The following is a 16,705-nucleotide window of genomic DNA, read 5'->3' on the forward strand; positions in this document are numbered from 1 at the left end:
CGGCTATTCCAAAACGCCAGGTTAGGGAGACGGAAGGGTGGCGTGGCGCGGACAGCCGTTCAGCCGTGACGAGACGAGCGCAGAGCCCGCGCACTACGGCGAGGCTGCCAGTCCGCCCGGTCACTCTGCCTGGAGCTTGACGCCCGTAGGAGAGGTTGCCGCGGATGTCGGGACCAGAGTGCTCGGTGATCCCCTAAGAGCTCGTAACACGATCTTGTGGAAATTACCTGGCCGGGCGTGACCCAGGGCTTCGGCGTAGTCGGCTGACGTCCGCTTTGTGGTCATCCGAGGCCGAGGGGGGTGAGGGGTCGGCGGGTGTCGCGTGCGTTGCGGTGGAGGCCGGTCGCGATGTTCTTGGTGCCGCTCAGCCGTAGGGCCCTGACGGCGAGGTTGCGCCAGGTCGCCATCACGCGGGGTGCGTTGCTGGTCCGCAGTTGGGAGGAGTCCTCGGCGAAGGTGGTGTCGCGGACGTGGTGCAGGGCCTCGATCTTCCAGTGGTCCCGGATCAGCTGCGCGAGCTGGGCGGGTGTGGCCTGCTCGGCGGTCAGGCTGGTGACCGCGTAGACGGTGGTGATGGTGGTCTTCCCGGTCTTGCGGCAGGTGCGACGCCGCTTGATCTGGACGGCCTGCCGGGCTCCGGGGAAGAGCAGGTTGTTGGCCGTGGCGACCTTGATCCGGCGGATCTCGGAGCGGCCGTGGCCGGTGCCGCGGGTGCGGTCCTGGAGCGGGATCTCCTTCCAGGGAAGAGACTTGAGCTGCCTGCGCAGGTTCTTCTGATTGCCCTTGACGATGGCGATGTAGTGGGCGCGGCGGCCGAGGAGGTAGTCGGCGTGCTCGCGCTGGGTGTGCAGGGCATCGCTGGTGACCACGGTTCCGGCGAGGTCGGCGACGGTGTCCAGCAGCGGCTGGAAGCAGGTGGTCTCCCCGGTCTTCTCGCCCACGTCGAGCTGAGCCAGGACCAGCCCGGTGGTGTGCTCCGCCGCAGCGAGCAGGTGGATCTTCCGGCCCCGGGCCTTCGCCGCACCGCGCAATGTCTTGCCGTCCACGGCCAGACCGCGCTGCCCGGGGCGGGCAGGTTGCCGCTCGGCGAGCCAGCCTCCTACCGCCCGGTCCAAAGCGTCGCCATCGACGCGGGCGAGCAGCCGGCCCACCGTCGTCTCAGCCGGGACCCGCCGTCGTGGAAGCAACGGGTCGGGGCGCACGCCGAGCCGGTCCAACACCTGGGGCGGTGCGTCGGCGATCCACTCGCTCACTGCCAGCAACGAGGTCGCCCCGGCCAGCACCGCGCACGCCGTCAGGACCAGGACGACGGCCAACGCATGCCGCACACCGCGTGGATCGCGCGGGTCGGGCACCTGGGCCAGCCGCTCCAGCAGACCGGGCACCTCCCCGGGCGTGGCCACGGGCTGATTCCGGAGTTGGTCAAGGACGGGCGGGATCGGGGATGATGCGTCGGCAGGCACGGTCTTCCAAGCAAGTCACGGGGCGTAGAGAACTCCATGATCTTGGAAGCCGTGCCTGTCCTGGCTCATCGGCATCCGCCGGCCAACGCATCGCTACAAACCGGGCGTCAACCGACTACGCCGAAGCCCTGGGTGCGGCACCCGGTACGGCGGCAGGACGGAGACTTGGGCGCCCAGCTCCTCTCCGGCTGCGGCCAGTTCCCGGGTGAGGGCGTCGGTCTGTGCGGCCAGCAGGGACAGGCGGGCGGCGCTCTTGTGGCCTTGGTGGGTGTCGAGGGCGTCGGCGAACTCCGCGCACACGCGGAGGAAGTCGGCGAGTTGCGGGAGCGGTCCGCGCTGGTGGTCGCCGTCGTCCACGGCTGCGGCGATGGAGCGGGAGACGTCCCCGGTATGCGCGGAGGTGATGACGTCCTGGATGAGGGTGCCGAGTTCGCTGTCGGGCTGGGGCTGCTCGGTGCACCAGGGGGCTTCGGGTCGCAGCACTCCAGCAGCAACGGCGGGTGGGCTGGCCCGGACTGCTTCGTACTCGGTGCCGTATCGGCCCAGCGCCGTGATGTGGCCGTCGGGGTCTTCGGCCAGGACCAGGACGGTGGAGTCGTCGTGCTCGATGAGGTAGGCCAGGGTGATCCGGCGGCCGGCCGCGTCGTACCAGGACTCGAACGGCTCCAGCTCCCCGCGGTCGCGAACATCCAGCGCCAACGCGGTCAGGCGCTCCTTCTCGACCGCCGGCAGCACCGGAGCGGCAGCGGCGCCGTGCTGGCCGGCGAGGCCGCGGACGATCAGCGAGTGCTCGGCCCAGGTCGTCAGATACGGCCAGAGCTGCGCATCGGCGCGGCTGGCGGGGCTGGCGTCGAGGAGGTGGTGGATGCGGTCGGTGGCGTGGTCCAGGTCGTCCAGCAGCAGCCGCCACCCAGCGTGGTGCCGGGCGGGCGGCATCGCGTCGAGGCTGCTACGGGCGAGGCGGATCAGTTCGGCGGTGTGCGGAAGCAGGCAGGCGGTGAAGGCGTCGGCGACCTTGCGGTTGCGGTGCTCGACGGCCTGCCGGGCGGCCGACGGCTCGGTGATCTCCCCGTAGGCCCGGGGCAGTTGCCGCAGCGTGGTGGCGCAGGCCAGGTGTTCGACGTGATACCGCACGGCGAAGTCGGCGAGGTGGTCCAGCAGCTCGGGTGGCGGGGTCGGATCTGCGGGAATTAGGGCTCCTTTCATCGGTGGGTGGGCTGCTCAGGAAGTTGTGCCGCGGCGTTTGCCGGGCGGGTCGGCCGGAGCGGCCGGAGGAAGCGCGCGCGGTGCCGCCGGCCTTGCGCCGGCGGGTGGGTGCAGGCGGGCGAGGTCGACCAGGGCCGGGCCGTGTTCGAGCCAGGCGGCCAGCGCCGGCCGGGCGTCGGCGGTGCGCTGCGCGGCTGCCTGGGCGTAGGCCGTCCCGGCCAGGGTGCTGTCGGCGTCCCGCATGCGGCGCACAGTGTCCAGCCACTGGCTGTTGACGCGGCGGCCGTGCCGGAGTGCTTCCCGCAGAGCGGGCAGCACGGTCTGCACGGCTGGGCGAATGGGCTCGGCGACCATTTCCAGATGGTCCAGCAACGCCGGTCCGTGCTGGAGGAAGGATCGGAAGTCGTCCCACAGTGCCTCGTGGTGGGCGTGGTCGAGCTGGCCGAGGATGACCGCGCCGATCCCGGTCCCGTCGTCGGCGGGCCATGATCTGCGGACCAGGACGCGGGCGATCTGGGCAGACAGCGCATGGGCCAGGCGGTTCCCGACTTCCTGTACCTGGCGATCGTAGACGGCGTGCTGGTAGGCGGGCAGCAGAGATGCGGTGATCGCCTGCGCTGCCAGGACGGGATCGGCGGGCACGGTCAGGGAGGGCGGGGCGGTCGGGTCGTCGGCGAACGGCCCGTTCAGACCCTTGGGGGCGAGCACGCCGATCAGGAGTTCGTCCGCGGCGCCTGGCTTGTCCGCCACGAGAAGCTCCGTGCCGCGTTCGTCGGTGAGCACCGATCCGAAGGGGACGCGCTTGCTTCTCACCGCGTCGATGAGGTCGCCGGCGTCCCACACGCACTCGGCGAGGTCCTGCTGCCAGACGGGCATGGCGTAGACCTCGATCCGCGACCGCCAGGACCCCGGCAGCAAACCGGCGGTCCGGTCGGCGGTGTCGCCCAGCCAGCCCCGGCTGCGGGCGGTCAGCGTCATGTCCTGGTCGGCGGCCAGCCGGGTCAAAGCCGTCAATGCCCGCCGGGCTGCCGCCGCATCCGCGTTGGCCAGCGTACTGGTGCCGTCCTCACCGGGGAGGGGCTGCGCACAGTCGTGGAGGTCGCGCCGCGCCATGTCCGTACCGTTCGTCACCTGGTCGTGGACGTGCTCACCCCCGGGCAGCCGGCCCACCTGGGCGCCGCTGCACGAGGCGATCCTGCGGCGGCTGGACCCCGGCGCGCGGACCGACCGCGCTGTCTGGACCGCCCGGGTCCCTGACCGCGCCCGGCGCGGTTCTGGCGAGCGCGGCGACCGGGCGCGGCGGGGGACGTTGCGCACGCCGGCGAAGGCGCCGGCGCTGGTGGGTCCCGCGGGGCGGGGTCCGGTGGCCGCTCACGTCCCCGGCGGCCCACCGCTCGCCACCTGTCACTGGGGTTACGGGCGGCACCGGCCGGCACGCGCCGGGGGCTGGTGGTTCGCGTGGGTCGGGTCTTGGGCTTGCGGGCCTGCGGGGGGTCGCGGGTCCGCGTGGCTCGGGGGCGCGTAGGTTCGGGGGTATGGCCACAACAGTGCGGCTCAGTCCGCTGATTGAGGAGCATTCGAGGGCGCTCGGCGTGGACCTCGGGTATTTCGTCGTCGTGTATGCGGCGGTGGTGTTCCCCACGGGTACGGACGTGCGCGGCTGGTGGGCGTTCGCGGTGCTGGGGTCGGTGGTGGTGTTCCACTGGCTCCAAATGCGGTTCCTGGTGAAGCTCGTCTTCGACGAGCGGGGCGTCACCATCCAGCGGGTCCTGCGCCGCCGACGCTTCGCCTGGACGGACATCGCGGGCCTGGTCTACTCCGAGCGCGGATCAGGAATGCCCAACGCCCCTTCCACGTACAGCCTGCGCCTGGTTCTGCGCGGGCAGGAGCCCCCGCTGGGCCGGTTCCTGACCCAGGTGCAGCGCCAGGACTACTGCAGCGGACCGGTGCTGATGGCACTGGCGACCCTCGACGACGGCGAGAGCAAGGGCGGCCACCGGCGGCGCCGGGTGCTCGAGGAGTTGGCCAGGCACGGCTTTCCTGCTCCGGCGCCGAGGCCGTGGGAGTTCCGCACACCGCGGTTCAGTGCGCGGGCTGTGACCGCGGCGGTCGCGATGGACCTGCGCGGCACCCAGGCGGTGGCCGTACGGCACGGCGCGGAGGTCTCCGCGGAGGAAGAGCCGCTGCTGGCCCGTACGTTGCCGGAGTTGGCCGGGGCGAACGGCCGCGCGGACACCGTGTTGCGCGAAGCGGACTTCGTCAGCTTCTTCTTCGAGGGCCCGGCGGCGGCCGATCACGCGGCGGCGTTCCTGGCCGCGGCGCGCGAGGTGGTGCCCCCGCACTGGGGGGTGACGCCGGGGACGCTGCCGGCGGAGGACGGCCCGCCGCCGGGGCCGCCGGGGCCGCCGGGGTCGGTGGTGCCCGGTGCGGTGGGGCCCGCCGGGGCCGCGCCCGCGGTTGAGCCGCCCGCGCGTGAGCCCGACGCGCGGTGAACCGTCGCCTGCCGCGGGCCAGCGGTCCGGGGCCGGCGTCGGCCGGTCGGGGCCCGGACGGGCGGGCGTGGCAGATGCAGGGGGGTGCGGCAGCTGTGGGGGGTACGGGGGAGTGGTAGCTCGAGGCTGCGTACCTGACGCCGGCCGGGCCGCTGATCCCCGGCGCCGTGGTGCTGCTCGCCACGGGCCGGTTCGCGTTCGTGGAGCTGGACCGCGGCACGCCACGGCACGATGTCTGCGCCTGCACCTGTGTCCGCGCCTGCCTGCTGGCGAAGCTGGACCGCTGCGCCGCCTCCCGACCCGGCCCGCCCCGGACCGCGCCGCCGTCCGGGCGCGGCAACGCAGTCCGGGCGCTGCGCCCGGACGGGCAGGTATGGACCGTGTCCTGATCGCCTGCCGTGACTTTCAGGGCCTGCTGGGTGCGGGAGTGCCGATGCTGGCTTTCCTTGACCACGCGCAGTGGCGGCGCTTCGACCTGCCCACAGGTCACTGGCCGATGCTGTTGGCACCCGCCGGCCTTGCCGACGTTCTCCACGCGGCCGTCTCCTGACAAACACAGAAGCAGCTCAGTGCTCGACCACGAGAGCGCTCGCAAGGTGCGGGCCCGCGCGCCGGGTCCGGTCGAAAGCTGCTGAGAGGGCGGAGGAAGCCCGGGCCATGGCCCGGGGCCAGGTGCTGCGGGCCCAGCGGGACCCCAAGGCCGTCTTCGGCACGTGCGGAGCGCTATCCGCTGACGTCCGGATCACCGCGCAACGTGTGGCCCTGCGCCTTCTGGTCCACCCCGAGCCCGACCGCGCCTCGGCCCTGGACCCGCACGGTCCGGCGAACATCCTGCTGGTGCAGAACACCGCGGACCCCTCGACGGCCGCCTCCGGCGCCGAGCGGACCCGCGCCGCCTTCGGGCACCGCGCGGGCCTGGTCACCGTGGACGCCGCGCCACGGCGTCGGCACCTCCCAAGGCTGCGTCGGGGACGCCGTCCCCCGCTTCCTGCTGGGACGCGGGACACCGACCTCGGGTGCCTGCCCGGGCAGGACCCCGGGCCGGCCCCCGGTGCCGGCCGGTCCTGACGGGAGCGGTGGTCACCGGCGGGGCCCGTAGACGGTGGCCCGTTCGGGCCGGGCGGGGTCGTAGTAGACGGTCACCACGTCGCCCTCGGCCGTCTCGGGGCGCCCGATCTCCTCGAAGCGGACGACGCGGCCGTCGGGCGCGGTGAACTCGTAGGTCTGGTAGCGGGTCGTGCGCCGGACCTCGAACCCCTCGGGCTCCCGCACCACCTTCACCCGCACGCACCGCGCCTGGGCCGTCACTCCGCTGCCGCGCGCGGCCTCCAACTGCCGTCGGCGCCGCGCCATGCTCACCACCGCCGCGACGGCGGCGACCCCGACGACCACCCACAGCACCCCGAACGCCCCGCCCATTCCTTGCTCCCTTCCTCCGACGTACACCTGTGGAGACGCCGTCGCGGACGATACGGATGCGCCGCGGGCCCTGCTGATAAAGCGCTGCACGCCGGTGACTTCACTCCGCTGGGGGTGCCGGGGCCGCAAGGGCCATGGAGGCCGCCGGGATCCTTGGGGCCGCCGGTGGGAAAGCGGTGATCGCGTCGGCGAGGGCGGCCGGCGCCTCCAGGGGGATCAGGTGACCGGTGCTGGGCAGCACGGTCAGCCGGGCGTCGCCGAGGTGCGGCAGCAGGTGGGAGCGGAGCACGTCGGCCGGCTCGATGACGATGGGATCCCCTCCGTGGGCCTCACCCCCAGGCGGCTCCCGCCGTCGGCAAACACACCGTGCTGCCCGGCCAGCCACCGGCCCAGGCGATACCGGTGGTGCACGTGGGCGCGCTGCACCGCCAGGTGGCCCGCGGCGAGGGCGAAGGAGCGAGCGCTGGACATTTCCGGCCGCTCCGCCAGGCTCAGCGGCCGCTTTCCACCCTCTCTCCATTCCCGGGGGATCGCTGCGGAGCGCGTCGATCAGCATGGCGAGCTGCCGGGGAGGATTGCCGAGCACGCGCGGCTCGACGTGATTGTCTTTCAGGCGGCTCCCGGGCCCGTGCCGGGCTTGGGGGCCAGGGCGGAGGCCAGGTCGTTTCCTGATCTCCAGGCGAAGATCCGGGCCGCGTCTTCCAGCTCGTCGTAGTGCGGCTGGCTCGTGAGCTGGTGCGGGTGCTTGCGGTAGTGGTAGACGACTTGCGGGAGCAGTTCGCCTGCGGCGAGGCTGGTGATCTTCAGGGCGAGGTAGTCCTCGCCCTGGACGAGGCCGCCCATGCCGCCGATCGCGGACCACAGGCTGGTGCGGGCCAGGATGGTGGTCGGGCCGATCGGGATGGTGTGGTGCGGGCTGGGCCAGCAAGTCCACACCTGTCCGGGCTCGTGCCGTCCCGGTGGCGTCGGACACCGCCACACCTGCAGGGATCCGTCAGGGCTCAGGTCGGCGCTGTATCCGGCGACCCAGCCCAGTGCGGTGTTGCGCAGATGGCGCAACCGGCTACTCAGGCTGAACCGCGGGAGTACATCGTCGTCATCGGCCCACGTCATGAACTCGGTACGGACTTCGTTGACGGCGAAGTTTCGGGCGCAGGCCGCACCCACCGGGCGGGGCAGGACCAGCACGCGGACGCGGGGGTCGGCGGCCAGCGGTTCGGGCAGCTGCGCCGGGTCGGCGCCGTCGAGGGCGAGGACGGCTTCCCAGTCGGCGTCCTGCGCTTCCAGGCTGGCGTGGAGTTCGGTGAGATAGTCCAGGCGTTCGGGGCGCAGCCGGGTGGCGGTGACCACGGTGACGTCGGGATGCGGGAAACCTCCGTGCTGGCGGTAGCGGGTTCGTTCAGCGGCGCGGCCTCGGCGGTGGGGGGCGGGAGGGCGGTGCTATGGGCCGGGTGGGCGTGGAAAGCTGCTCGCGGGCGGCCTTGGTGCCTGGCTGCCGGGCGGTGATGAGGCTGTCCTCGGTGAGTATTTCGAGGTTGCCGGCCAGGGCGTCCAGGTCGTCGGCCAGAGCGCGGTAGCTGCGGCAGGCGGGGTCATCGCCGCGTTCGTCGTGCCAGTTGGCGGTGGCTTCGATGAACTGGTGCAGTCTGGCCAGCGCCCCGTGGTCATTGGTGAGGACCGCGGTGATGACGCCGTAGAGTTCGTGCACGCTGCGGGCGCGGCCCAGAAGGTCCGTCCACGCGGTGATGCCGTCTCCCGAGGGCGGCAGTGCGGCAGCGTCCAGGAACGGTCCGGCTTCCCGGTTGGCCCATCGGCGGAGGTTGTCTCGGGTGGGGCTGCCGGTGTTGTAAGCGTGGATCTGGCCGGTGGTGCGGCCGGCGTTGTCGTGCAGCTCGACGTCGGGGTTGGGGAACAGCGGAGGGTCCTTCGGATCGTTCGCGCGGGTCACATGGGGGTGTGCGGTCGACGGGCGTGCCGTCGGCTCCGGTGAGTTCGCAGGTGTAGCCCAGGAGTTGCGCCTTGGCGGCTGGCGCGGGGATGAGGGCGGCGTCGTTGCAGGTGAACGTGTCGGTGATGGACTGCCGGGGTGCCGCGTTGAGCCAGGTCCGGGCGTCCGGGCCGGGGGTGATCTGCCAGCCGGGGCGGACGGTGTCGGTCTGGGTGTGGGTGTGGGTGAACAACAGGAGCGCTCCGCCGCCGGTGGTCTTCAGGCCGTAGGCGGTGTTCCAGGCGTTGTTCGCTGCGGCGAAGGTGGTGATGCCCTTGGTGCCGAGCCGGTGGGTGTCCTTGTCGTGGATGCCGGTCTGCTGCTTGCTGGCGGGGGTGGGGGTGAAGAACTGGCTGCCGCTGTTCTTGCCGCCGGTGGCGAAGTTGTCGGTGATCCCTACCCGGAGCCGTCCGGCGTCGAATCCGGGCTGGCCGGTGCCGTCGGCTGCGACCGCGGTGGCGTATCCGTCGGCGTCCAGCGCGATCCGGGGCAGGGGCATCCGGTCCAGATCGGCGGCCAGGACCATCTGCCAGCTGTGGTCCGGCTGCTGCGCGACGACGATCAGCGTCTGGTACGCGGTGCCGGTGACGGTGACTGCGGCGGCGAACCACTTTGGGGTGCCGGGCAGGAAGGTGGGGATGTACAGGTGGGCGGTGGCCGCGTCGTAGGACCAGGGCTTGTAGGGCTTGCGGTTCTTGGCCGCAATGGCGGAGTCCTGCTGGTACCCGCCGAGTGACATCGCGTAGAGGGGGCCGTCCTCCACGGTGTCGAGCAGGGGTGCGTTGTCGTGGGCGTTGGCGCGGTTGTTGACCTGTGAGTAGTGCCGGATGAGGTCTCGGGCGCTGGTGGCGCTGAGTGCGGGGGCCGGCGTGGGTGCCGTGCTGGTGGTGGGGGCCTTCGTGGCGGCGTGAGTGGCGTCGCCGGTGTTGGTGCAGGCGGTCGCGGCCAGGGTGAGGCAGGCGGCGGAGACGATCAGCGGCAGGGCGTGTCGGGTGATGCGGATGGAGCGCTCCAGAGGTGTTGCGGACGGGTCAGCGGATCCGCGGGGCGGGGGAGGTGGCCGCGGCCGATGACTGGGGAATCGGGGCACCGGCCGGCGCCGGCGGTGATGGCGGGGTGGGATCGGGCGGCGGTGCGGGGAACCGGTTTGCGCAGTGGTGCAGATAGCGGCCGGCTTCGTTGAGGTCCCGGCGGGTGCGGTCGATCTGCTCGTTGACGGTGGTGTGCGTGGACCGCTGGGCTGCGCGCCGTTCCGCGGAGCTGGGTTGGGCATCGACCTGGTGCAGGTGGCCGGCCGAGGCGACGGCGTCGCCGAGGTGGGCCAGGGCCTGGGTCAAGGTGCCCACCGCGTGCGTGAGCACCGCGACTTTGTGGCGGGTGGTCCGGGCCGAGGGCGCCCGGTTGCCGTTCGCTGACCGGTCTGCGTCGGCGGCGCTCGTCATGTAGGTGACCAGCGCGGCGATGTCGCGGACACGGTCGTCGAGTTCGTCGAGGTCGTCGCTGCGCGTGTCCGGGGACGTGGTGAGGGGCAGTTCGTCGGCCACGCGGTGCTCCCGCTCGGCCAGCCAGTGGAGCTGGCCGGTGTCGTCGTAGGCGGCGGTCAGGGATCCTCCGGGGGACGGGTGTCTGGGAGGACGGTCGGTCAGCGGGGGTGCGCGCGCCCCCGCTGCCGCTGCTGGTGGTGTGGGCTGCGGCCATGGTGGTGCGGCCGGCAGGCGCGGGGGTGGTGGCGCTGTGAGCGGGGCGTCCTTCGGGGCGTGGTGCTGGAGGTGGGGCGGTCGGCCGATGCGGGGGCTGAGGTGGTCGGCGACGCGGGCCGGTGCGGCGGCGCTCCCGGCGAGGTGTGCGGCTTCGGGCCGGAGTTCCTCGGCACAGGTGGTCGGCCCGCTGCTTGTCGGCGTCGTGCTCGGCTGGCGTGGCGTCGGTGATGTCGGACGGAACTGACCAGCGGGTCACCGGCGGCGGGGTGAGGGCTGCTCAGGCGGCGCCGGCGCTGTCCCGGGCGCGGGCGGGGGTGCGGGCAGTGTCCTGGGTGCGGGTGGGCTTCGGTGTTCGCGATCGGGACCGGCGCTGGGCGCGGCGGGGGAGCGGGAGTTGGCCGCGGCTGTGCGCGGGGTGGCTCCGAGGGCGCGTGCTTGCGTGACGCGTTCGATGGCGGCCAGGGCCGGGTAGTAGTCGGAGAACCCGATGGCGGGCGGCCAGCCTGCTGCGTGGCGCAGGCGCAGGCCGGCGGCGAAGCGGTGTTGCCGCGCGGGGTCGCGGTCGGCGTCGGCGAGGTGGGCGAGGCCGGTGAGGTCGTGTTCCCAGGTGTCGCGGACGTGGGTGCCCTCGGCGATGGCGCCGGCGAGTTTCCACAGCCCGTGGCTGAGCCGGCCGGCGGTGGCGGGCGGCAGGGCGAGGTCGGTTCGGGCCTGGCGGAGCGCGGCGGGGCCGTGGAAGAGCACGGCTTCGAGAGCGGGCCAGGCGTCGGCGTCGCGTTGGGCCCGGCGCGCGTCGAGCGCGTTCTGGTCGAGGAGTACGCCGCCTTCGTCGAAGAGATCGTCCACCGCCGCCTCCCAGCCGGTGAGCGCGGTCCGGGCGGTGATGTATGCCTGGTGCAGCGCGGGCCCGCGGACCAGCACGACCGCTTCAAGGTAGCGGGGCAGCAGACGCGCGGTGATCTGGTAGGCGGCGCGTGCGGGGTCAGCGGGGACGGCGATGCCGCGCGGTGCGAAGGCACGGCCCTCCGAGGCGGGCGTCCCGGGCGGCGCCAGGGGAGCGATCAGGAACTGGCGCGGACGCAGGGGACGTTCGATCGCGATCAGGATGGTTTCGCCGGGGCCGGCCAAGAGCGCGGCGTGGTCGTGGACGAATTCCTCCATCGCCCAGGCGGTGTGGTGGGAGTCCCATAGCCGCTCCAGGACCTCTGTGCGCAGCAGGCTGTCGTGGAAGTCCTCCTCGATCGCGGTGCTCCACTGGCCGGGCAGGCGTGCGGCGATGCCGTCGCTGAACTCCCGCAGGCTCGGCCGCGGCGCCGGGCGGGCCCGGGCGGCAGGGCTGGGTGCGGAGGTTTGAGGTGAGGACGCTGCAGGTCTCCTTCAACGCTTGCGTTCGTGGGTGAGCGATGTGGGGGGTGTCTGTAGGGCTGTCAGTTCGTTTGCGGCCGTTTGGAGGCAGACGATACTGAACCGGAACTCCGGCCCTAACTCGGACTCATCGCTGCACGTGGCGGCACCGATGCGGCAAGTGGCTTTCAGCTTTCGTGAACTCGGCGGTTTTTCAGTGCATTCGGGCGTCCGTCCCGCTACGCCGCCCCGCCTGACCAGGCACAAGTCCTGGGCGCCTCCAGGATCACCAGCATCGACATCACCGTGCACTCGGCAATCGGGCTGGGCGCCGACGGACGTCGTGACCGCACGCTGCAGCTCCTGCGCGCAGACCCGGTCCGCACCTGGCGCGCATGTGAAATCGCCCGAGGCATCGGACTGGAGGATGCCCGCGGCCTGCGCGCTGAACTGGGACGCTGGGTCCGTGAGGGCATCCTCCGCCGCACAGGACGGGGGATCTATGCCCTCGAACACGACTGGATTGCCCGGTCCCTCAACGGACCTTTGGAACCAGCCCACTTGACAGTTGCGGTTAGGCCTTAACTCCGTGGTCTTGGGGTACTTCCGTGGTGCAGGCATCGGACCTGTGTTCTCCCATCTGCCGAGGCGATCATGCCTGGCTTCAGGGCCGCTACAAAATCCCGGTCAGCTCATGTCTCGGCGGAACCCCTGGCCTGCCCCGATGGGTGGCGGAAGCCGGTGAAAATTGAACGCGGCTACCACTTTTTCGGTGATGCTCATGGGAACTGAATACAGAGGATCGGGATTTTCAAGGTGGCGTCGCAGTTCGCGTGCGCCCTCTTCGATATTCTTGGCGAGCGGGAGCACCTCAGCCGCGCATGGCGCATCTACACCGACGGGGGCAGTCGGAAGGCCGACGAGATCCGAGCGCGGCTGGATGAACTGGGCGGCCCGCTGGCGGAGTAGCGGGCGGGCCGGGTCAGGACGGGGTATGGTGCGCATGGACACGTCCTGCCCGGGCCCGGCGCCGACACTCCCGCCTCGGACACCGAAGCCGGATCGCCTACGAAGCAGCCACCACGACATCACCGACTACGCTGGCAACAGCTGCATAACCCGTGTCCAGGATTCCGGGTCTAGGCCCTTCCGAGGCTCCCCGTGCTGCCGGTCTCCCCGCCTACGCCGGGTCTTCGCGGACTACCGCGACGCCTCCGGGCGGCACGGTCAGTTCGCCCTCCACCGGTCGCCCGGCCAGCAGTTCGTAGCCGGTGGCGGGCAGGAGGGCCGGCGTGACGGTGTGGTTGACGGCGAACAGCCACGAGCCGGTGGGGCCCGTGCGCCGGGTGACCTCCACGCCGTCGCCGGAACCCGGCAGTGCCGGGGCGCATCCGGCCGCCGTAGCCCATCGGGGCAGTAGGCAGCGCAGTGAGGCGTCGTTGAGGCGTGTGGCGGCGTAGCGGACGGTGCCGAGGCCGAGGCTGCGGCTGAGCAGTGCGGGTCCGCCCGCCGCCGGGCCGTCGGTGAACCGCGCGTCTACCGCGGTGTCGGCTGCGGGAACCACCCGTTCGGCCCACGTACGGCCGGTCGAGCCGTCGTCCAGGCTGGTCCGCTCGTCGGCGGCCAGCGGCAGGAACTCGTCGACGGTCAGCCCCAGCACCTCGCGTAGGGCGCCCGGGTAGGGGCCGGGGAAGATCCGGTCGTCCAGGTCGGTGACGCCGCTGAAGGGTCCCACCACCACGTGTCCGCCGGCGGCGGCGAACGCGGCCAGTGCTTCGGCCGTACCGGGAGCCACCGCGTAGAGCGATGGCACGAGCAGCAAGCGGTACGGGGCTTCGGCGTCCTTCGGTCGGTCGTCCGCCTCGCTGTTGTCCGTGTCAGCGGCCTCCCGCGGCAGCACGCTCGGTTCGAGGCCGCGCCCTGGGGCGGGGACGATGTCGCACCGCAGGCCCGCCGTCCACAGCGCGCGGTGCCAGCCGCGCAGTTCCTCCCGGTAGACCATGTCACGACTGGGGCGGTCGGGCAGTTCCAGCGCCCACCAGGCGTCGTAGTCCCAGGCCAGGGCGATTTGGGCCGGCTCGCACACACTGCCGGCGACTTCGGCGACGCGGGCCACCGACGCACCGAGGGCGGCGGCCTCGCGCCAGATCCGGGTCTTGGTCCCGCCGTGCGGGAGCATCGCCGAGTGCCACTGCTCGGCGCCGAACGCGGACTGGCGCCACTGGAAGAACAGCACGCCGTCGGCGCCCCTGGCCACGTGGGTGAGGCTGTTGCGGGCCATCTCACCGGCTGCCTTGGCGAGGTTGCGCGGCTGCCACTGGACGGCCGAGGTGGAGTGCTCCATCAGCAGCCAGGGGCGGCCACCGGCCAGGCCGCGCGTGAGGTCCGCGGCGAAGGCGAGTTCGGCGGTGCGGTGTTCGTCCTCGGCGTTGAGGTAGTGGTCGTTGGCGACGATGTCGACCTCGCGTGACCAGCGCCAGTAGTCGGCCTCGGCGAAGTTGCCGGTCATCAGGTTCGTGGTGATCGGGCGGCCGGGGGAGTGCGGGCGGATGGCGTCGCGTTCGGCGCGGTAGCAGGACAGGTGCTCGGCGTCGCTGAAGCGGCGGAAGTCCAGCCACTGGGCGGGCGGCAGGCTTCCGGTGGAGGTGCGCGGTGGGCCCACCTGGTCCCAGGCGGAGTAGCGCATGCCCCAGAAGGAGGTGCCCCAGCGGTCGTTGAGGGCGGTCAGGTCGCGCCCGTACTCGGTGTGCAGCCAGGTGCGGAAGGCGGCGGCCGAAGTGTCGCAGAAGCAGTGCGCGTTGGCGTTGCCGTACTCGTTGCCGACGTGCCACATCACCACCGCCGGATGGTCTCCGTAGCGTTCGGCCAGGGCGCTCGTGATGCGCACGGCGTGCTCCCGGTACGCGGGCGAGGACGGGCAGTAGGTTTGCCGGGAGCCGGGCGCCAGCCGGACGTTCTCGGCGGTGACCGGGAGGGAGTCCGGGTGTGCGTGGGAGAACCACCGCGGCGGCGCCGCCGTCGGGGTGGCCAGATCCACGGAGATGCCGCTGTCGTGGAGCAGGCCGATCACGGCATCCATGCCGGTGAAGTCCAGGCGGCCGGGTTCTGGTTCGAGCCAGGACCAGGCGAAGATGCCCAGCGATACGAGGTTGACGCCGGCCTCGCGCATCAGCGCTGTGTCCTCGCGCCAGGTCGCGGGGTCCCACTGCTCGGGGTTGTAGTCAGCCCCGTAGGCGAGCCGGGGAACGCGCCCCCAGACGCGATCGAAGCGGGTGGTCGACGGGTGCGGCATGAGAGGTCCTCGTAGGAAGTCGCGGATGAGCGGGGCCGGGGGAGGCACCTCCCGGCCCCGCTCGGTCGGCGGCGTGTCAGCAGGTGGTGCTGCTCGTGCTGGTGCAGGTGGACTGCGGGTCCTGTCCGGTCGCGGACTGGTAGGTGGAGAAGGGTGTGTACGGGTCGGACGCGCTGCCGGTGCCGGTGGACTGGTAGGGGGCGACGACGAAGGTCACTGCTCCGGTGCCGGTCACCTTGTAGGTGTTGAGGTTGAGCTTCGGCTGCGTCGCGTCGCAGCCCCAGCCGGCACTCGCGCTCTGGCACTGCTCGATGTACACCAGCCGGTCGGGCACGGCGTGGGTCACGGTGTTGTCCCAGAAGGAGACCTCGCCCGGCAGGTAGTTCGACTGCGACATCAGCCATGGCCCCGGCGTGGTGCGGGTGATGGTGTTGTGGTTGACCGTGAGGTCCTGGATGGAGGACGGGTCGGTGGTGTTGCGGCCCGCGGTCCAGGTGAAGATGTCACCCTGCGACTGCGACGAGGTGTTCTGCCCGTTGTCCGTGCAGGTGTTGTCGGTGACCGTGACGTCGGAGGTGATCAGGTCGCGGCCGCCGAAGACCGCCACGCAGTAGGCGTCGTTGTCCTCGATGGTGTTGTGGTCGATGAGGCTCTTGGTGGAGTAGGTGTCGGCGTCGATGCCGCCGCCGTCGCCTCCGCCGCGCTTGTTGGCGTAGGAGTGGTTGTACGTGGCCTGCACGTTGTAGGAGTTGGACCACCAGGCGCCCTCACCGTTGAGCAGGGAGGGGGTGCTGCCGTCCGCCGAGGTGCCGTTGCCGTTGTCGTGCAGTTCGTTCTTGTACAGCTTCAGGTCGGTGACACCCGAACCCCACACGCCTGACTCGTCGTTGAACGCCGAGCTGGAGTTCTCCACCGTCACGTCGGAGACACCGTCCCTGGCCGGGAGGGCGGTGCCGGTCAGGCCCATGTGGCAGTCGGGGGTGTTGTACCCGCCGGGCGCGGTGGCGCTGTACGGGCTCTTCTCGGCGTGGCCGATCTGGAAGCCCACCTCGTGCGCATGCTGGACGTCCACGTGGTCGATGGTCACGTCGGCGATCTTCGCGGTGGCCTGGCACGGCTCGACGACCACGCCGCCGGTGGAGGAGATCCAGTCGGAGGCGACGACCTTGCCGCTGGAGTCGAGCGTCACGCGCGGGCGGTTGGCCTGGTCGTGCACCTTTAGGCCGGAGAGGTCGAAGCCCTGCTGGGTGATGCCCGGCTGGTCGGCCTCGATCCACAGGCCGCGCCAGTACCCGCCGGTGATGTCGAGGTTCTCGACGTTCCAGTAGGAGACGTTCTTCAGTGCGACCGCGCTCGGGTTGGACATGTCGTCGATGTCCTGGCCGGCGTTGACGACCGGCAGCGCCTTGGTGGCGTCGCCGTAGGCGCCGACGGTGTTCCAGGCCGAGGAGGTGCCGGAGCCCTGGAGGGTCAGTGCCCCGTCGCAGACGGTGCCGTACTTCAGCAGCAGGCTCTCGCCGGCCAGGAAGTGGTGGCTGGATGCCTTGGCCAGGGTGGTGAACGGTTCGGCTTGGCTGCCGGTCTGGGTGCTGCCGGTGGCCTGGCAGTCGACGTAGTAGGTGGCGGGGGTCGCGGCGGAGGCGGTCGGTGCGCCGGCGAGTGCGAAGGCGCCGGTGAGCAGCGCGGTCGCACTGACTGCCGCCGCGGCTGTCCGCGCTCTGGTGCGGCCCGGACGGGTGTTTTCAGGCATGGCGGATCAGTGTCCCTTCGTCCGAGGAGACGTCGTTCGGTCCTGAATGGTG

The 16,705-nt window shown here is 71.8% G+C and carries 16 protein-coding genes and 1 pseudogene; 5 read left to right on the forward strand and 12 right to left on the reverse strand.

Annotation, left to right across the window (positions count from 1 at the left end; genetic code table 11):
* Positions 1-281 precede the first annotated feature (281 nt).
* From AC3ERT_RS31210 to AC3ERT_RS31220, 3 genes are all read right to left on the reverse strand, one after another.
* Positions 282-1,403 (reverse strand): ISAs1 family transposase, encoded by a 1,122-nt coding sequence (locus AC3ERT_RS31210; protein WP_435178177.1) that lies wholly within the window; start codon positions 1,401-1,403, stop codon positions 282-284.
* Between the two features lie 153 nt (positions 1,404-1,556).
* On the reverse strand, positions 1,557-2,669 hold the full coding sequence (locus tag AC3ERT_RS31215; protein WP_435178179.1) for a hypothetical protein: 1,113 nt from the start codon (positions 2,667-2,669) through the stop codon (positions 1,557-1,559).
* A 15-nt stretch (positions 2,670-2,684) separates the two neighbouring features.
* Positions 2,685-3,782, reverse strand: coding sequence for a hypothetical protein (locus AC3ERT_RS31220; protein WP_435178181.1), 1,098 nt, complete (start codon positions 3,780-3,782; stop codon positions 2,685-2,687).
* Positions 3,783-4,204: 422 nt separating this feature from the next.
* Between AC3ERT_RS31220 and AC3ERT_RS31225 the strand changes: the two genes are divergently transcribed.
* The 3 genes from AC3ERT_RS31225 to AC3ERT_RS31235 all read left to right on the forward strand — a co-directional run bounded on the left by AC3ERT_RS31225 (position 4,205) and on the right by AC3ERT_RS31235 (position 6,229).
* The gene (locus AC3ERT_RS31225; protein ID WP_435178183.1) at positions 4,205-5,161 is read left to right on the forward strand and encodes a hypothetical protein; all 957 of its coding nucleotides are present in this window, start codon (positions 4,205-4,207) and stop codon (positions 5,159-5,161) included.
* Between the two features lie 373 nt (positions 5,162-5,534).
* Positions 5,535-5,711 carry a hypothetical protein gene (locus AC3ERT_RS31230; RefSeq protein WP_435178185.1) on the forward strand — a complete coding sequence of 59 codons (177 nt, stop codon included), beginning with the start codon at positions 5,535-5,537 and terminating at the stop codon, positions 5,709-5,711.
* 107 nt (positions 5,712-5,818) lie between these two features.
* Entirely contained in the window at positions 5,819-6,229 is a 411-nt protein-coding gene (locus AC3ERT_RS31235; RefSeq protein WP_435178187.1) for an alpha/beta hydrolase, read from the forward strand.
* A gap of 12 nt (positions 6,230-6,241) precedes the next feature.
* Here AC3ERT_RS31235 and AC3ERT_RS31240 read toward each other — a convergent pair whose 3' ends face one another.
* From AC3ERT_RS31240 to AC3ERT_RS31270, 7 genes are all read right to left on the reverse strand, one after another.
* The gene (locus AC3ERT_RS31240; RefSeq protein ID WP_435127328.1) at positions 6,242-6,580 is read right to left on the reverse strand and encodes a DUF3592 domain-containing protein; all 339 of its coding nucleotides are present in this window, start codon (positions 6,578-6,580) and stop codon (positions 6,242-6,244) included.
* A 100-nt stretch (positions 6,581-6,680) separates the two neighbouring features.
* Entirely contained in the window at positions 6,681-6,869 is a 189-nt protein-coding gene (locus AC3ERT_RS31245; protein ID WP_435178189.1) for a hypothetical protein, read from the reverse strand.
* A 320-nt stretch (positions 6,870-7,189) separates the two neighbouring features.
* Positions 7,190-7,930 (reverse strand): glycosyltransferase family 2 protein, encoded by a 741-nt coding sequence (locus AC3ERT_RS31250; protein WP_435178191.1) that lies wholly within the window; start codon positions 7,928-7,930, stop codon positions 7,190-7,192.
* A gap of 49 nt (positions 7,931-7,979) precedes the next feature.
* The gene (locus AC3ERT_RS31255) at positions 7,980-8,288 is read right to left on the reverse strand and encodes a hypothetical protein (RefSeq protein WP_435178193.1); all 309 of its coding nucleotides are present in this window, start codon (positions 8,286-8,288) and stop codon (positions 7,980-7,982) included.
* Positions 8,245-9,657, reverse strand: coding sequence for a DUF8094 domain-containing protein (locus tag AC3ERT_RS31260; protein ID WP_435178194.1), 1,413 nt, complete (start codon positions 9,655-9,657; stop codon positions 8,245-8,247). Before AC3ERT_RS31260 ends, AC3ERT_RS31255 begins: the two co-directional genes overlap by 44 nt.
* Positions 9,599-10,111, reverse strand: a complete 513-nt coding sequence (locus AC3ERT_RS31265) for a hypothetical protein (protein WP_435178196.1) — start codon at positions 10,109-10,111, stop codon at positions 9,599-9,601. The genes AC3ERT_RS31260 and AC3ERT_RS31265 overlap by 59 nt, the downstream gene beginning before the upstream one ends.
* Positions 10,112-10,519: 408 nt before the next feature.
* Positions 10,520-11,428, reverse strand: coding sequence for a hypothetical protein (locus AC3ERT_RS31270; protein ID WP_435178198.1), 909 nt, complete (start codon positions 11,426-11,428; stop codon positions 10,520-10,522).
* A gap of 417 nt (positions 11,429-11,845) precedes the next feature.
* Between AC3ERT_RS31270 and AC3ERT_RS31275 the strand changes: the two are divergent.
* Together AC3ERT_RS31275 and AC3ERT_RS31280 are read left to right on the forward strand one after the other, a co-directional pair.
* Positions 11,846-12,196 (forward strand): annotated as a pseudogene (locus tag AC3ERT_RS31275) (IS4-like element ISSav1 family transposase); the annotation flags it as partial.
* 231 nt (positions 12,197-12,427) lie between these two features.
* Positions 12,428-12,580: a hypothetical protein gene (locus tag AC3ERT_RS31280; RefSeq protein WP_435127342.1), complete on the forward strand. Its 153-nt coding sequence runs from the start codon at positions 12,428-12,430 to the stop codon at positions 12,578-12,580.
* Between the two features lie 211 nt (positions 12,581-12,791).
* On the opposite strand, the gene AC3ERT_RS31285 is transcribed toward AC3ERT_RS31280, so the two are convergent.
* Positions 12,792-14,903, reverse strand: a complete 2,112-nt coding sequence (locus tag AC3ERT_RS31285) for a beta-galactosidase (RefSeq protein WP_435178200.1) — start codon at positions 14,901-14,903, stop codon at positions 12,792-12,794.
* Between the two features lie 76 nt (positions 14,904-14,979).
* Positions 14,980-16,653 carry a right-handed parallel beta-helix repeat-containing protein gene (locus AC3ERT_RS31290; protein WP_435178202.1) on the reverse strand — a complete coding sequence of 558 codons (1,674 nt, stop codon included), beginning with the start codon at positions 16,651-16,653 and terminating at the stop codon, positions 14,980-14,982.
* Between the last annotated feature and the right edge of the window lie 52 nt (positions 16,654-16,705).

It is taken from the genome of Actinacidiphila sp. bgisy145 (assembly GCF_057708125.1).

Coding starts and splice junctions, on each gene's coding strand:
- AC3ERT_RS31215 (WP_435178179.1), bottom strand. CDS start 2,669: ATGAAAGGAGCCCTAATTCCCGCAGATCCGACCCCGCCACCCGAGCTG.
- AC3ERT_RS31220 (WP_435178181.1), bottom strand. CDS start 3,782: ATGGCGCGGCGCGACCTCCACGACTGTGCGCAGCCCCTCCCCGGTGAG.
- AC3ERT_RS31225 (WP_435178183.1), top strand. CDS start 4,205: ATGGCCACAACAGTGCGGCTCAGTCCGCTGATTGAGGAGCATTCGAGG.
- AC3ERT_RS31230 (WP_435178185.1), top strand. CDS start 5,535: ATGGACCGTGTCCTGATCGCCTGCCGTGACTTTCAGGGCCTGCTGGGT.
- AC3ERT_RS31235 (WP_435178187.1), top strand. CDS start 5,819: ATGGCCCGGGGCCAGGTGCTGCGGGCCCAGCGGGACCCCAAGGCCGTC.
- AC3ERT_RS31240 (WP_435127328.1), bottom strand. CDS start 6,580: ATGGGCGGGGCGTTCGGGGTGCTGTGGGTGGTCGTCGGGGTCGCCGCC.
- AC3ERT_RS31270 (WP_435178198.1), bottom strand. CDS start 11,428: ATGGAGGAATTCGTCCACGACCACGCCGCGCTCTTGGCCGGCCCCGGC.
- AC3ERT_RS31285 (WP_435178200.1), bottom strand. CDS start 14,903: ATGCCGCACCCGTCGACCACCCGCTTCGATCGCGTCTGGGGGCGCGTT.
- AC3ERT_RS31290 (WP_435178202.1), bottom strand. CDS start 16,653: ATGCCTGAAAACACCCGTCCGGGCCGCACCAGAGCGCGGACAGCCGCG.